The sequence below is a fragment of the Agarivorans sp. 1_MG-2023 genome (genome assembly GCF_030548385.1).
Classification (GTDB): domain Bacteria; phylum Pseudomonadota; class Gammaproteobacteria; order Enterobacterales; family Celerinatantimonadaceae; genus Agarivorans.
Genome location: NZ_JAUOSJ010000001.1, coordinates 334,721 through 349,760, shown reverse-complemented (window position 1 = coordinate 349,760; position 15,040 = coordinate 334,721). Strand labels below are relative to the sequence as shown.

Annotated in this window: 15 protein-coding genes and 1 riboswitch; of the genes, 5 read left to right on the top strand and 10 right to left on the bottom strand. The window is 43.0% G+C overall.

Features of this window, described 5'->3' with window-relative positions; translation table 11 throughout:
- Positions 1-65 precede the first annotated feature (65 nt).
- The 7 genes from Q4592_RS01290 to moaA form a co-directional block, all read right to left on the bottom strand.
- Entirely contained in the window at positions 66-197 is a 132-nt protein-coding gene (locus Q4592_RS01290) for a TIGR02808 family protein (RefSeq protein ID WP_137672903.1), read from the bottom strand.
- 16 nt (positions 198-213) lie between these two features.
- The gene (locus tag Q4592_RS01285; RefSeq protein WP_137672904.1) at positions 214-786 is read right to left on the bottom strand and encodes a NapC/NirT family cytochrome c; all 573 of its coding nucleotides are present in this window, start codon (positions 784-786) and stop codon (positions 214-216) included.
- Between the two features lie 27 nt (positions 787-813).
- Positions 814-1,263 (bottom strand): nitrate reductase cytochrome c-type subunit, encoded by a 450-nt coding sequence (locus Q4592_RS01280; protein ID WP_137673112.1) that lies wholly within the window; start codon positions 1,261-1,263, stop codon positions 814-816.
- 84 nt (positions 1,264-1,347) lie between these two features.
- A complete protein-coding gene (gene napA, locus Q4592_RS01275; RefSeq protein ID WP_137672905.1) occupies positions 1,348-3,837 on the bottom strand; it encodes a nitrate reductase catalytic subunit NapA in 2,490 nt (829 codons plus the stop codon).
- Positions 3,834-4,100 carry a chaperone NapD gene (locus Q4592_RS01270; protein ID WP_137672906.1) on the bottom strand — a complete coding sequence of 89 codons (267 nt, stop codon included), beginning with the start codon at positions 4,098-4,100 and terminating at the stop codon, positions 3,834-3,836. Before Q4592_RS01270 ends, napA begins: the two co-directional genes overlap by 4 nt.
- Positions 4,097-4,585, bottom strand: a complete 489-nt coding sequence (gene napF, locus Q4592_RS01265) for a ferredoxin-type protein NapF (protein ID WP_137672907.1) — start codon at positions 4,583-4,585, stop codon at positions 4,097-4,099. The genes Q4592_RS01270 and napF overlap by 4 nt, the downstream gene beginning before the upstream one ends.
- Before the next feature lie 170 nt (positions 4,586-4,755).
- Positions 4,756-5,730, bottom strand: a complete 975-nt coding sequence (moaA, locus tag Q4592_RS01260; RefSeq protein ID WP_137672908.1) for a GTP 3',8-cyclase MoaA — start codon at positions 5,728-5,730, stop codon at positions 4,756-4,758.
- A riboswitch (molybdenum cofactor riboswitch) is annotated at positions 5,719-5,859 on the bottom strand. (Overlaps the previous gene by 12 nt.)
- Before the next feature lie 100 nt (positions 5,860-5,959).
- On the opposite strand from moaA, the gene Q4592_RS01255 reads away from it, so the two are divergent.
- The 3 genes from Q4592_RS01255 to Q4592_RS01245 are packed head-to-tail and all read left to right on the top strand — an operon-like array spanning position 5,960 to position 8,538.
- Positions 5,960-7,648, top strand: a complete 1,689-nt coding sequence (locus tag Q4592_RS01255) for a histidine kinase (RefSeq protein ID WP_303508768.1) — start codon at positions 5,960-5,962, stop codon at positions 7,646-7,648.
- Between the two features lie 14 nt (positions 7,649-7,662).
- Positions 7,663-8,298 (top strand): two-component system response regulator NarL, encoded by a 636-nt coding sequence (gene narL, locus Q4592_RS01250; RefSeq protein WP_137672910.1) that lies wholly within the window; start codon positions 7,663-7,665, stop codon positions 8,296-8,298.
- Positions 8,299-8,307: 9 nt separating this feature from the next.
- Entirely contained in the window at positions 8,308-8,538 is a 231-nt protein-coding gene (locus Q4592_RS01245) for a hypothetical protein (protein ID WP_303508765.1), read from the top strand.
- A 42-nt stretch (positions 8,539-8,580) separates the two neighbouring features.
- Here the strand turns inward: Q4592_RS01245 and Q4592_RS01240 are convergent, their stop codons facing one another.
- Positions 8,581-10,716: a YgiQ family radical SAM protein gene (locus tag Q4592_RS01240; protein ID WP_303508762.1), complete on the bottom strand. Its 2,136-nt coding sequence runs from the start codon at positions 10,714-10,716 to the stop codon at positions 8,581-8,583.
- Positions 10,717-10,893: 177 nt separating this feature from the next.
- Here Q4592_RS01240 and Q4592_RS01235 point away from each other — a divergent pair, with 177 nt between their 5' ends.
- Positions 10,894-12,441 carry a phospholipase D family protein gene (locus Q4592_RS01235; protein ID WP_303508759.1) on the top strand — a complete coding sequence of 516 codons (1,548 nt, stop codon included), beginning with the start codon at positions 10,894-10,896 and terminating at the stop codon, positions 12,439-12,441.
- 10 nt (positions 12,442-12,451) lie between these two features.
- On the opposite strand, the gene Q4592_RS01230 is transcribed toward Q4592_RS01235, so the two are convergent.
- Positions 12,452-12,934, bottom strand: a complete 483-nt coding sequence (locus Q4592_RS01230; protein WP_303508757.1) for a peptidylprolyl isomerase — start codon at positions 12,932-12,934, stop codon at positions 12,452-12,454.
- A 289-nt stretch (positions 12,935-13,223) separates the two neighbouring features.
- Here Q4592_RS01230 and Q4592_RS01225 point away from each other — a divergent pair, with 289 nt between their 5' ends.
- Positions 13,224-13,844, top strand: coding sequence for a LysE family translocator (locus Q4592_RS01225; protein ID WP_303508754.1), 621 nt, complete (start codon positions 13,224-13,226; stop codon positions 13,842-13,844).
- A 3-nt stretch (positions 13,845-13,847) separates the two neighbouring features.
- Here Q4592_RS01225 and Q4592_RS01220 read toward each other — a convergent pair whose 3' ends face one another.
- Complete coding sequence (locus Q4592_RS01220) at positions 13,848-15,038, bottom strand: BamA/TamA family outer membrane protein (protein WP_303508751.1); 1,191 nt, start codon at positions 15,036-15,038, stop codon at positions 13,848-13,850.
- Between the last annotated feature and the right edge of the window lie 2 nt (positions 15,039-15,040).

Sequence of the window (15,040 nt, the reverse complement as noted above, 5' to 3'; positions counted from 1 at the left end):
AACGACTTAGTAGGCCTAATAATGCCTACTAAGTGTTGTGATGAAAAGTCTTAATACAGACTAAGTTATTGGTCTTTATCCCATTTGGATAGAATCGCTAGCGAAACAACCGCAACTCCAACAAAGCCCATAACAAAAATGGTAGGCATGGCAGCATAACCTAACACATGCCAAAAAACTGATTCTAAAGTACTCATGTGTCTTCCTTAATTATTACCAGCCTTCAACGCCGCTCATATCCGGTAAGCGGTGAGCGATTCCCTTGTGACAATCAACACAAGTTTTTTCGCCACTTGCCAATGCATCAGAGTGTTGAGCGACACTGCGTGGACGCTGTTCTGAGAAATCCATGAAATCAAATTCATGACAATTTCTACACTCTTGAGAGTCATTTTGGCTCATACGATGCCACTCTCGCTCAGCTAAGTGTTTACGACGCGCTTCAAATTTTTCTTGAGTACTAATGGTACCCATCGCAAAAGCAATAAGCTCTTTACTGGCTTGAACTTTACGTACTATTTTGTCAGTCCAATTATGCGGTACGTGACAATCTGAACAAATTGCTCGCACCCCGGAACGGTTTGAATAGTGAATCGTCTCCTGGATTTCAGCCACAATTGGCGCATGACATCCGGAACAAAATGCCTCGGTATTGGTGGCTTCCATTCCGGTGTTAAACGCACCCCAGAATAAAATACCACCGGTAAAGCCTAGCGCTAACACTACACCCACAGCGGCCTTGCTGGGAGTGCTTAGTTTCCGCCAAAATGCTTTTAGTAACTTCATAATTTAGCCTCTGGTTAAACCTAGTGTTTAGCGTAACGATTCAACACGTTCATAATCATTTTCAATCAACGGAGCCGCTTCGTTTTGAGGCACGTGGCATTGTAAACAGAAGTAACGACGTGGAGACACATCTGCCAGTACTTGGCCGTCTCGCGCTTCATAGTGTGTCACGCTGATTTTAGTTGCTCCACTTTCGCGAGCGTTTTTCCAGCTATGACATGACAAACATTTATTCGCATTTAAACTCATCTCATAATGGCGAATTTGGTGTGGGATCAACGGTGGTTGAAACACATAATCGCTATCATAGGGTTTGTCTTGCTCTACTACAGATTTTAAACCTGCAGCTTGAGTTTGAGTGTTTAGCTCAGTATCGCCGCGCAATGAATCTACACCACCATTACTAATATAATCGTTAGCGACAACCGCTCCGCATAGTAAAAGGCTGGTTATAAAGCCTGATAATAAAACTCGCATTTTCATAATACTCTCTCCGCCACCTTGGCAAATATTGTTAGCGAAGCACTGAAAGCGAGGGGCTTACAGTGCTTTTTCATTAACTTAAACCTTAACTAACTTAACCGCACACTTCTTAAAGTCGGTCTCTTTTGATAAAGGATCCGTTGCATCAAGGGTGAGCTTGTTGGTTAGCTGCTTGGCGTCGAACCAAGGCATAAATACTAAGCCTTTTGGTGGACGGTTACGGCCACGAGTTTCAATTCGCGATTTAACTTCACCACGGCGAGACTGAATCAGCACTTCATCACCACGTTTGAAGCCGCGCTGTTTGGCATCTTCTGGGTGAATAAATAATACGGCATCGGGGAATGCGCGATACAATTCTGGTACGCGACGCGTCATAGAGCCTGAGTGCCAGTGCTCTAGTACTCGACCGGTACTTAACCACATGTCGTATTCTTCGTCTGGAGACTCTGCCGCTGGCTCAAAAGGCGTAGCAATAATGAAGGCCTTACCATCTGGTTTACCATAGAAGTTAACGCCCTCACCTGCTTTAACATAAGGATCTGACCCTTCACGAAAACGCCAGCGGGTTTCTTCACCATTAACAACCGGCCAACGTAAACCTCGCACTTCATGGTAAGTATCAAATGGGGCTAAATCGTGGCCATGGTCGCGGCCAAACTTGGCGTATTCTTCAAATAAGCCTTTTTGCAGATAAAATCCAAAATCTTTAGCTTCATCATTTAGTTTTGCATCAACCTGCTCAACCGGAAATTTGTCAACCTCACCGTTTGCATAAAGAATGTCGTATAAAGTTTTACCTTTATATTCTGGTTTCTTAGCAATCAACTCAGCTGGCCAAACTTCTTCAACAGCGAAGCGCTTAGAAAACTCAACCATTTGCCATAAATCTGACTTTGCTTCACCCGGTGGTGAAACCTGTTGATGCCAAAACTGTGTACGACGCTCAGCGTTACCATAGGCGCCTTCTTTTTCTACCCACATTGCTGTTGGTAAAATTAAGTCGGCAGCTTGCGCGGTAACGGTTGGATATGGGTCTGACACCACAATAAAGTTTTCTGGATTACGGTATCCCGGTAAGCCTTCTTCATTAATGTTAGGCGCAGCCTGCATGTTGTTGTTACACATTACCCAGTAGGCATTTAGCTTACCGTCTTTCAACATACGGTTTTGAAGTACTGCGTGGTAACCCGGTTTTGGCGGAATTGCGCCTTCAGGTAGCTGCCAAATATCTTCAGAAATTTTACGGTGTTTAGGATTAGCAACCACCATATCTGCTGGTAAGCGATGTGAGAACGTCCCCACTTCACGCGCAGTACCACACGCCGACGGTTGACCAGTTAACGAGAACGGGCTGTTGCCTGGCTCTGAGATTTTACCGGTTAATAAATGAATATTGTAACAAGAGTTATTCGCCCATACTCCGCGAGTATGTTGGTTAAAGCCCATGGTCCAGAACGAAGTTACTTTAACATTAGGATCAGCGTAATCTTTGGCTAAAGCTTCAAGTTTTTCTGCAGGAACGCCAGACAATTTCGCCACGGCTTCTAGGTTATAATCTTTTAAGAACTCGCGATATTCATCGAAGCTCATATCAGTCATTTTGCCGGAGTCTGGATGTGCAGCAGCTTTTTGAAGAGGATGCTCTGGACGTAAGCCATAACCAATATCGGTTTCACCACGTTTAAAGTGGGTATGCTTATTCACAAAGTCCCAGTTCACTTTATCATTTTCAATAATATAGTGAGCAATGTAGTTAAGAATGGCCAAATCGGTTTGTGGTGTAAATACCATTCCGTTGTCGGCTAATTCAAAGCTACGGTGTTCAAAGGTAGATAACACATGCACTTTAACGTGCGGTGCAGACAAACGACGGTCGGTTAAGCGCGACCACAAAATTGGATGCATCTCCGCCATGTTTGAGCCCCAAAGCACAAACGAATCAGCGGCTTCTAAATCGTCATAACAGCCCATTGGCTCATCTATGCCAAAGGTACGCATAAAGCCACCTACCGCAGAAGCCATACAGTGGCGCGCATTTGGATCGAGGTTATTGGTTAAAAAGCCGGCTTTATGTAACTTAGCAGCCGCGTAACCTTCCCAAACGGTCCATTGGCCTGAACCAAACATACCTACTGAAGTAGGGCCTTTGTCGGCCAAGGCCTTTTTCCACTTTTCAGCCATAATGTCGAAGGCCTGATCCCAAGTGATAGGAGCAAACTCGCCATTTTTATCAAATTTTCCGTCGGTCATACGCAGCAATGGCGTGGTTAACCGGTCTTTACCGTACATGATCTTAGAAAGGAAGTAGCCCTTAATACAGTTTAAACCCTTATTTACCGGTGACTCAGGGTCACCTTGGGTTGCCACTACTTTACCATTTTGAGAGCCTACTAATACGCTACAACCCGTACCACAAAAACGACAAGGGGCTTTATCCCAGGTAACCTTTGTATCTTCTGAAGAAGTAATTAGGTTGGTGGCACTTGCAGGTAAACTAATACCGGCAACGGTGGCTGCGGCACTTACTGCATTCGCTTTAACAAACTGTCGGCGAGTCCATTTCATGATACTTCCTCATTAGCATTAGCTGGTTCAAATTGGTGGAATACTAAGTTGCTGCTTAGCACTGCTTCCAACTTTCCTATGTCTTCTAGGGTATTTACGATGTTGTTTCGCATTTCACTTTCAATAGAGATCACAATTTTCCCTTCTGGGTTAAAACCGTGAACTTCTAAACCAGAAAGTCCGCTGATTTGGTCAATAACTTCAGTGATACGGTCAGGATTACACATCACCACTGCGCTACTAATATGGTACTCTTCGTTCATCCAACTTCCTTTATTTCAATAGCTTGGCTTGGACATACTGAGATACAAGCACCGCAACTATTACAATGCTCCGAGTCTACGTTGACCTCTGCTTTACCTGCCAATAAAGGTTTAATTGTTATTGCTCGTTGTTCACAAGTATCACTGCAACTACGGCAATAAACGCCGTTTTGAGCCAAACACTTAGAATCGTTAACGTTAACTGAATTAGACCAAGCAGATTGCTGCTGAGGGTGAAACAAAGATTCTGGGCAAGCTGCAGCACATTGGTAACAAAATGTGCATTCACCTTTAGTGAAATCAACCACCGGAAAACCACCGCTGCCTTTAACAATAATCTGCTCGGGGCACGCTTTGATGCATTCACCACACTGGCTACAACCATCTTCGATTGATTGTTTTAGCCAAGGTAATGAGTGATGTTGCTTACTGCGAATCGTATCGCTGGGACTAAACATACGACGTTTAGACAGGTCTACAGACATCAATTTTCCTTACGAAATCAGGCTTTAGCCAAACTGGTAAAACCACCCTAGGTTTCTTAGGGTTAAGCGTAATTTCTATTAACATTCAAAAACATACCTCGAAAGAGGTGTTTGTCCAAATGATTGATTTAGATCAAGTATAGTGCGTGATTTGCATCACGCACTAAAACTTATCCGCCTATAGAAGCGAGGTGAGGAGTAGCGCCGGTATTACCGTCGTGAAGGAAATGGCTGACTTTTTTAGTCTGAAGAGCGGTTTCAATTCGTTGGCTAAGTTGAGCTTGCTGAATAGGGTCTTGCAACAAATCTCGCAAGTCTACGCCCTCTTCTCCAAACAGGCATAAATGTAATTTACCTTGTGAAGAAACACGTAAACGATTGCAGCTTGCACAAAAGTCTTTTGAATAAGGCATGATTAAGCCTATTTTGCCGGCGTAATCTGAGTGATGAAAAACCTGAGCGGGGCCTGCATTGTGTGCACTTATTTGTTGCTCCCAGCCTTCATTTAACAGGAGCTGTTTAAAACCATCACCTGCAATATGATGTTTATCGAAGTACTCAGGGTGATCACCCATTTGCATCAGCTCGATAAAACGAACTTCAACTGGACGGTCTTTAATCCAATCAAGATACTTACGAAAATTTTGCTTAGCCATATGCTTGATCAGAACCGCATTTAGCTTCACTGCAGTAAAGTCTTGCGCCAAAGCTTCATCAACTCCGGCCATCACTTTTTCAAATGTTTTGGTGCCGGTTATTAACTCAAACTGGCGTGGGTCTAGGCTATCTACACTCACATTAACGTGAGTTAAACCTGCCTCTTTCCAACGTTTTGCATGTGTTGCTAACTTAAAGCCGTTGGTGGTCATGGCTAGCTGCTTTATGCCCGTGGTGTTCGAGCAAATGTTCATTACGTCTACAAGATCTTTACGCAGACTGGGTTCGCCACCAGTAAGACGGATTTTGTTAGTACCTAACCGAGAGAAACACGTGGCTAACTGCTCTATTTCAGACAAACTAAGGTTGGTATGAGGAGTGTCGCAGTGGTAACCATCGGGCAAGCAATAGTTACACTTAAAATTACAGACGTCGGTCAGTGACAGACGCAAATAGAAAAATTTTCGGGAAAATGAATCCGATAACATAAATCAACCTTTCCAAATGCGGGAGGCAAAGCCATTTCTGAACTCTACCCTGCTTAGTCTAATGCTAAGGGTCTAAACGCCATATCATTGTGACGTAGGTCGTTTTAGACTTCGGTGATGCTTTTAATGTTATGCAACAAAACAACATTTGTTAAGTGCTTTCTTAAAGAGTTACAATTTGATGGCAATTTGATTGTATTAAAACTTTCGTAAATACAAGGATTTCCGCTTGAAACGTTTTTTTAGCAAACGCTCCATTGGCACCGCTGTTATTCGCCTTTTAAGTTTAATGATGTTTTTATTCGCCTTGGTCGCTATTAGCTCCTTAACTACTTTAGTGAATAGCTTAAATGATGCAGAAGCAATAAATGTTGCTGGTTCTTTACGCATGCAAAGCTACCGAATGGCGCACGCGCTAAATGTTTATGACACTGCACTTCCTAGGAAAATCGACCAATTTGAGAAATCCCTTTCTAGCCCTGCCTTGATGAAAGTAGCCCAGCAAGACGACACCATTAATCAGCGCTATCAGAAAGTAAAACACCGTTGGGAGCAATTAAAGCCATTTGTTCAAAACAAAGACATCGCTAGTTTTGACCAACAGATTGTGGGTTTTGTCGACCTAATCGACGATTTTGTTGCACATACTCAATATGGGTCTGAAGCAAAAGTATTCCAATTAACCCTGCTTCAACTTATCGCTTTTGCCATCATTACCATGATTGCAGTTTATACATTGTGGTACATGCAACGTAATATCTCTCGGCCAATTTACCGCTTGGTTGAGGCCGCAAAACAAGTTCAAAACGGCGATTTCAAAATATCTATTTCCACCACTTACGCCAGCATTGAAATGGAAACTTTAGCCAAAGCTATTGTATCCATGTCGCAAGATTTAGAGCGCTCATATCAAAACTTAGAGAACCAAGTAAAAGATAAAACCAAGGAATTACGTCGTGCCAACCGCGACCTCAATTTTTTATACAATCTTGAACAAACTCTCTTTAATAACAATTTGAATCAACAACACCTCACCCAATCCTTAGAGTTACTGTGCGACACTCTCGGCATAAAAGGCGCAAAACTGTATATCGAGAAGCTGGATATTGCGATAGACATTGAGCCCGAAATAAGTGAATTTGCAACCCCCATTCCGCTAGAACTAAACCAAGAACAATACGGCTCTTTGCTGCTCCCTGCTATTCCTGAAGATAGAGCGGCGATTGTGACCAGCTACTGCCGCACCGTAACCAAAGTACTGCGCTTTGAACAAAGCTTATTGCAAAAGCAAAAACTGTTACTCATGGAAGAACGCGCCACCATTGCACGCGAACTACATGACTCTTTAGCTCAAAGCCTCTCTTACCTTAAAATTCAAAACAGCTTGTTACAAAGGCAACTAAAGCAGTCACCTACAGACGGTGCTAAAAGCTTAGAGATAAGTAACGAGATACAAAGTGTTTTAAGCTCAGCCTATATACAGTTGCGTGAGCTACTATCTACCTTTAGGTTAACCATTAAAAACGCTTTGCTGGTAGATTCTTTACAAGTATTAATAGAAGAGCTTAATGCTCAGCACCAACAAACTATTGAGTTAAATACAGACATTTCCAACGATATGGTGGAAGCCGACAAGCAAATTCACATTATTCAAATTGTGAGAGAAGCGATCATAAACGCTTTAAAACATGCTGACTGTGATAAAATTTCGGTAACATGTATTGGCGACCCAGAGCAAATATCGGTTGAAATTGCCGACAATGGATTGCAAGGCAATAAATTAAAACAGGTTAACGATCATTACGGCTTACAGATTATGCAAGAACGTGCGCAACGTTTAGATGGCGAAATACGTTTCGAGCAGTCTTTAACTGGTGGCGTATCGGTAAAACTAACCTTCCCTACTAAGAGTAATTAAGGATTCTTTAAGCTATGAGCGACCCAATCAACATTATTGTTGTAGACGACCACCCGCTAATGCGAAAAGGTATCGTGCAGTTTTTAAGCATAGAGCCAGATTTTAACGTAGTTGCAGAAGCAGGCAGTGGCGCACAAGCAGTAGAACTCTGCACCGAATTAGAACCCGATGTTGTATTACTAGATCTTAATATGAAGGGTTTATCGGGTTTAGATACCTTAAAACTGTTGCGAGAAAAACAGGTCTCTTCAACCATCATTATTCTTACAGTTTCTGATTCTAAACAAGACGTCATCAAGCTCATTAACGCTGGCGCCGATGGTTACTTGTTAAAAGATATGGAGCCAGAGCAATTACACGAGCAACTCAAACAAGCAGCGGCAGGTAAACAAGTATTAAGCGAAGAGCTCTTGCCTTATCTAAACTGCCTACATGAAAATGATGAGTTTGCAGAGAAGTTAGCCACGGTAACCAAACGTGAATTACAAACGCTGAATGAAATCGCTAAAGGCGCTAGTAATCGCGAAGTTGCCTCTAGTTTAAAAATAACTGAAGGCACTGTGAAGGTTCACGTTAAAAGCCTATTGCGTAAATTAAATGCCAAGTCTCGAGTAGAACTTACGGTCATGTACTTAGAGCATATGGCCTAAACTTAAACAATGAATAATCTGGTGTTGGTTGCAGAAGCGCTATGTATACTTTTAGCGCTAAGCTTTGTTAGCAAAGCGATGTGGGGGCATGCTAGACAACATAACGATTGGTTTAATCCTTTGCGGATTTTCTTTAAACCAGTCAACGATTTAAGCCCTAATGAGTACCAGCTAATACGTAGGTCTGTTTATTTACTGGTATTAACCGTGTTGTTAGATTTGCTAAGGCATTGGTTATAAACAAGCAATAAAAAAGCGGCTAACAAGCCGCTTTTTTTTACGTTATCGTTTTTGCTTAAACTGTTTGTTGGTAAACCGTGTTGCAGCAAAATTACTGTTTTTAGCACCTTTATAACCACGGTTCGCCGCACCGCGGCCACCTCTTCGGCTGTCGGCCGGAACTAAATGGTGCAAACCATTACCAATTAATTTCGTTAAGCCCATATTCGTTAAGCCTTCACGAATTAACGGCCAGTTCTTCTCATCATGGTAACGTAGCAAAGCTTTATGCAAGCGACGTTGACGCCCCTTCTTCGCTACCGACACTTTTTCACTAGTATGGCTCACCTTATGTAACGGATTACGCTCGGTGTGATACATAGTTGTAGCGTTAGCCAATGGCGATGGATAGAAGTTTTGCACTTGGTCTAAGCGGAATTTATTCTTTTTAAGCCACAGCGCCAAGGTCACCATATCTTCATCTTTTGTGCCTGGATGCGCAGAGATGAAATAAGGAATCAAATACTGTTTCTTACCCGCTTCTTTAGAATATTTGTCGAATAGCTCTTTAAACTTGTGGTAAGTACCCATACCCGGCTTCATCATCTTAGACAATGGACCCTCTTCGGTATGTTCTGGGGCAATCTTTAAATACCCGCCCACGTGGTGTAGCGCTAGCTCTTTAATATAACGCGGGTCTTCAATGGCCAAATCGTAGCGAACACCAGAAGCAATCAAGATCTTTTTGATGCCTTCCACTTTTCGGGCTCTGCGATACAAATCAATAGTCGGCGTATGGTCAGTATCCATATGATGACAAATAGTTGGGTAAACACAGGATAAACGGCGGCAGGTTTCTTCAGCTTTCGGGCTTTTACAATTTAAGCGATACATATTCGCCGTCGGCCCGCCTAAATCAGAAATAATACCAGTGAATCCAGGCACTTGATCTCTGATCTGCTCGATCTCATTGATAATAGAATCTTCTGAACGGCTTTGAATAATTCGCCCTTCGTGCTCAGTGATAGAACAGAATGTACAGCCCCCGTAACAACCACGCATGATATTGATTGAGAACTTAATCATGTCGTAAGCCGGGATTTTCGCTTTACCGTAACTAGGATGCGGAATACGCTGATAAGGTAAACCAAACACGCCATCCATATCTTCGGTACTTAATGGTAACGCAGGTGGGTTAAGCCATATGTAACGATCACCGTGGCGCTGAGCTAATGCTCGCGCACACCCTGGGTTTGTCTCAAGGTGGAAAATACGAGAAGCATGCGCGTAAAGCACTTGGTTAACTTTTACCTGTTCGTAAGCAGGCAAATTAATATATACGTTTTCCCAAGGACGCTTTTTTTCCATTTGCACAACAATTGGTTTAGCTTGCTGTGAATCTGACTCTACCGGAGCGTCCTCTTTGCTTGAGCAAGTTTCTTCAATTTCGGCATAAGGGCTAGGAATAGGATCGATTTTTCCTGGTTTATCGAGGTGACTAGAATCTAATCCGCTCCATCCAGGCAGCGCTTCTTTACGAATAATGGCAGTACCACGCACATCATAAAGATCCGCAATGTCCTCACCTTGGCTCAAGCGATAGGCCACTTCCACAAGCGGACGTTCAGCATTTCCATAGATTAGTAATTCTGCTTTTGCATCAAACAATACTGAACGGCGAACTTTGTCTGACCAGTAATCATAGTGGGCAATCCGGCGCAAGCTAGCTTCAATACCACCCAGTACAACGGGTACATCTTTATAGGCTTCTTTACAGCGCTGAGAATACACAATCACAGCGCGATCTGGCCGCTTTCCGCCTTCATCATTTGGCGTATATGCATCATCATGACGCAATTTGCGATCAGCCGTATAACGGTTGATCATTGAGTCCATGTTGCCAGCTGTTACGCCAAAAAATAAATTAGGCTTACCAAGCGTCATAAACGCGTCTTTACTGGTCCACTCCGGTTGAGCAATGATACCCACTCTAAACCCTTTAGCTTCCAGCATACGGCCAATAACCGCCATACCAAAACTAGGGTGATCCACATAGGCATCGCCAGTCACTAAGATGATGTCACAACTGTCCCAACCTAAGGCTTTCATCTCTTTACGAGACATTGGCAAAAACGGCGCAGCGGCTCGCTGTCGGTTTACGCAAGTTTCAGGTTTAAACAGGGTTTCAGCTGTGTGCATATACAAAGTCTCAAAAAAGTAAGCGCGGCATTATATACGTTATCCGACTGAGTAGGAAACGGATTAACACAGAGTTAACAAATTGGCCTGTCTTAGCTACGTTACAGCTAGCTAGGTGATTGGAATTAGTCTAAAATTTCTCATAATATTTAGTTGCTTAGGTAGACAGTTAGTCAAATGGATTTGCTCATTCAAGTTAAACGTATTGTTGTTATTCTATTTGTCTCTCAAGCCTTATTGGCCTGCGCGCAGCGCCCTAGCAACGAATTGATTGAGCAGCACAAGCAAGCGAGTTACACCTTAACGCTCCCACAAGATTCTATTAACCAGTTAAAAATTGATCATATTACTCAGTATCAGCCGGGTAAAACCGGGATAGCGATACTCGCAGACGGTATTAGCGCCTTTGCTGCTCGTATCGCTCTAATCGAGCAAGCAGAGCAAAGTATTGATGCTCAGTACTACATGATTAAAGAAGACATGACCGGTGCTATTTTCTTAGGGAACTTACTAAAGGCGGCTGATCGCGGAGTACGTGTAAGACTGCTTATCGACGACATTAATACCTCTAACTACGATGACGTGCTTAAAGCTTTATCACTGCATCATAATATAGAAGTCCGGATCTTTAATCCTTTTTACGACCGTACCTTTCGTGGCACCAATATGGTCGGCGATTTTAATCGCTTAAACAGCCGAATGCACAATAAGTCACTCACCATTGACGGTGTAATTACGGTGGTCGGTGGCAGAAACATCGGTGATGAATATTTTAGTGCTAAAGCGGAATTAGAGTTCGCAGATTTAGATGCCATTGCACTGGGCCCAGTGGTAAAAGAAGTAAGCCAAGCCTTTGATTTATACTGGAACGGTTTCAGAGCTTACCCGATTGAGGCACTAAATCCACACGATATAGATCAGCAAAGTCAATATCGACGCCTAGAACAACAGATCTTTAAAAATAGCGTGAAGTCTTTCATCGTTGCCCATCAGCGTTACCAACAATTGCTGGCTAACCAAGATTTTAGAGATCACCTTTATTGGTGTGATGGACGCTTACTGGTTGACCATCCGGGTAAAGACCCAGCATACCCTTCAGACGTTTCGAGCAACTTGGGAGTAGCCTTAAGCAAGGCAGAACAAAGCATTATGCTCAGCTCTCCGTACTTTGTGCCAGGAGAAGAAGGTACCAAAGGTTTATTAGCCCTCGCTAATAAAGGCATAGATGTGAGTGTAATCACCAACTCTTTAGCCGCTACGGATGTTGCAGCGGTTCACTCGGGTTATAAAAAGTACCGTAAACGTCTGGTAGAAGGAAACGTCTTTCTTTATGAAGTAAAACCCGACGCCAAACAAAAAGAACGCCTCGCATTTTTTGGAAAAGGCGCATCACGGGCTAGCCTGCATAGCAAAATGTTTATTATTGATGAAGAGAAACTGTTTATTGGTTCGTTCAATTGGGATCCGCGCTCTATAAACTTAAATACAGAAATGGGCTTACTACTCACCTGCCCTAACTTAGCCGAATTGATTCATCGTTCGGTATATGAAGAACTGCCCTACAAGAGCTATTTGTTAGCTTTAGATCAACAGCAAGATTTAGAATGGATAGAAAAAAGAAGAGAACAAGAAGAGATACGCTACAACAAGGAACCTAAGGCAAGTGCTTGGAGAAAGTTTCAAGCTTGGATAGTTGGCCTACTACCCTTAGAAGACCAACTATAAGTAAGCGCTATTAGTGCTGGTGACCACAACCGCCAGCCGCATGAACGTGACCGTGAGCTAATTCTTCTTCAGTGGCTTTACGCACTTCGGTTACTTCAATGCTAAAGGCTAAATCAATACCCGCTAGAGGGTGATTACCATCAACAATCACTTCGTCTTCTTCCATACCAATGATGATAACTGATTGCTCACCTTCATCGGTAGTTGCACGAAACTGCATGCCCACTTCTACTTCAACATCGCCAAACATTGATTGTGGAACAGCTTGAACAAGGTTGTCATTGCGCTCGCCATAGCCATCTGCAGCGGCAATATCAGCTTCAAACTTATCGCCAGTTTGTTTACCAATTAATGCTTGCTCTAAGCCAGGCACCAATTGGCCGTGACCAACAATAATTGCTAAAGGTTCTTTACCTTCAGACGTATCTAATTGTTCACCGTTCGCGGTTACTGTGTATTCGAAAATGGCAACATCGTCTTTTGCGATAATCATTAAAGATTCCTTTAGTTAATATTTGCAGCTATGCCGCGAAACGGCTAATTCTAAAGCTTCGTTATGGAAATTGCCAACGCTTCAAAAAATTGTCTCGCAACCTTGATACTCTCTCGATAAAACTAATCAATAATGGAATAAATAAAAGGGTGCTGCTACGGGTAAATGTTTCTCGAATTATCTTTTAATTAAAGATGTTCTAACGAAATAAGCCTCGCTGATTTAAATCATGCGGTAAGCCTATTTAGGGTGTAAAATCGCATTTTTTCTAAGACGGTTATTTATCTTTATGGACTTCTCCATTCTTCTCATTTTCATTCCCACCTTTTTCTTTGTCTCTATTACCCCCGGAATGTGTATGACCTTAGCCATGACATTGGGTATGACCATTGGGCTGCGCCGCACCTTTTGGATGATGCTAGGTGAAATGATAGGAGTAGGCATCGTTGCGGTGCTTGCAGTACTTGGTGTTGCTGCAATTATGCTGCGTTACCCGGATGTGTTTACCTTGCTAAAATGGGTTGGCGGCAGCTACCTTGGTTACTTAGGAATCCAAATGTGGCGCTCTCGCGGAAAGATGGCCATACCCGAAAAAATTGAACAGCAAGCACAAGTTAGCCCTTGGCAATTAGCCACTCAGGGGCTGGTAACAGCAATAGCAAATCCTAAAGGTTGGGCTTTTATGATCTCGTTGTTACCGCCTTTCATTCAAACAGACAAAGCCCTTCCCCTGCAACTAAGCGTATTGGTGGGCATAATTCTAATTTCTGAGTTTATTTGTATGACACTGTATGCAACCGGTGGAAAAACCTTACGGTTATTCTTAAACAAAAGCGGCAACGTACGATTGTTAAACCGCATCTCCGGAACGCTCATGATTGGAGTGGGAATTTGGTTAGTATCCACCTAGTGCTTAAAAACCACTTCCTACTTGGAAATACACAGCACTTTCCTCGCCGCTGTAAGCAAAATCCATCCCTAGGCGCAGGCCATATCTTCGGGCGATTTGATAACGAAAACCTGCGCCCACAGACTGTACGCTTTCATTTGTAGCTAACTTACTTTCCTGTATAGCTTGTCCAGCACCATAAAAAGCCGAGATAGTCCAACGGTGATCAATCGAGTAAGTAAGTTGTGATTGTATAGTATGAATTTCGTCGCCTTGATAACGATAGGCGGATACCCCTCGCAACCCTACATAGGGTCGTGCTGTGGGTGATAAAAACAATTCATCAGAGCTGAAGAGCTGATAATTGCCAGCAAAAGCTAGGTTCCATTTTCTACCTAATGGAAGATACACCTCTCCATCCACATTCAAATTTTGGTAGTCCCAATCGCTACCCAATTTTTTATCGTAAATCATGTAATCAGCGTTTAGTTTATACCCTCTAGTTGGGTAAAAAATATTGTCTCTGGTGTCGTATTCGGCAATAAAGCCTAGACCAGAAGTGATCGACTCATCCCCCCACACCAGACCTAACAAACCATTTAGCAGCTTATCCGCGTTAGAATTACCAGTATCAATCGTTACCTTGCTTACACCTACAACTTGCTTAGCCCCCAACATCAGAGGAGTATCAGCGATACGAAACTGAAGCTTTTGCAGAGCTAAAGCGCCTTCGGTTTTAGTACCCATCTGCATGCTTTTAGTAAAATCGCCTAAAGACAAATCTTTATAAATATTCAGATTAGCTTTCCCTAAGCCCACTCCGCCGGTATAGCGGATTGAATCCTTCATCCATGAATGACGATGCCCGGCAAAAGCAAACCAAGTACCATTCTCGGTGCCTGCTGCTCCCACTAAGGTAATTGCCGAGGGTATCAACTGCGCACCACCATCTAGTGATGACATCGCCAGCTTCTTACGGGCTATTTTTTCTTCTTCAGTCTCATGAAGAAATAGTCCCATAGCACCACCACCGCCGCCAACAGCAGGTTCAGTTATTAGAATAGGAATAGGCAAAAAGCCATAGGCATTCTCTGCAAGGTGATGCCCCAAATCAAACTGTCCATCAACTTCGTCAAAATATGACGCAGTGCTAACGGTTGAATAAATGCTAATAGACAAAGCCGACAGCGCCATCGCCGCCCATGTAGTCTTCATTG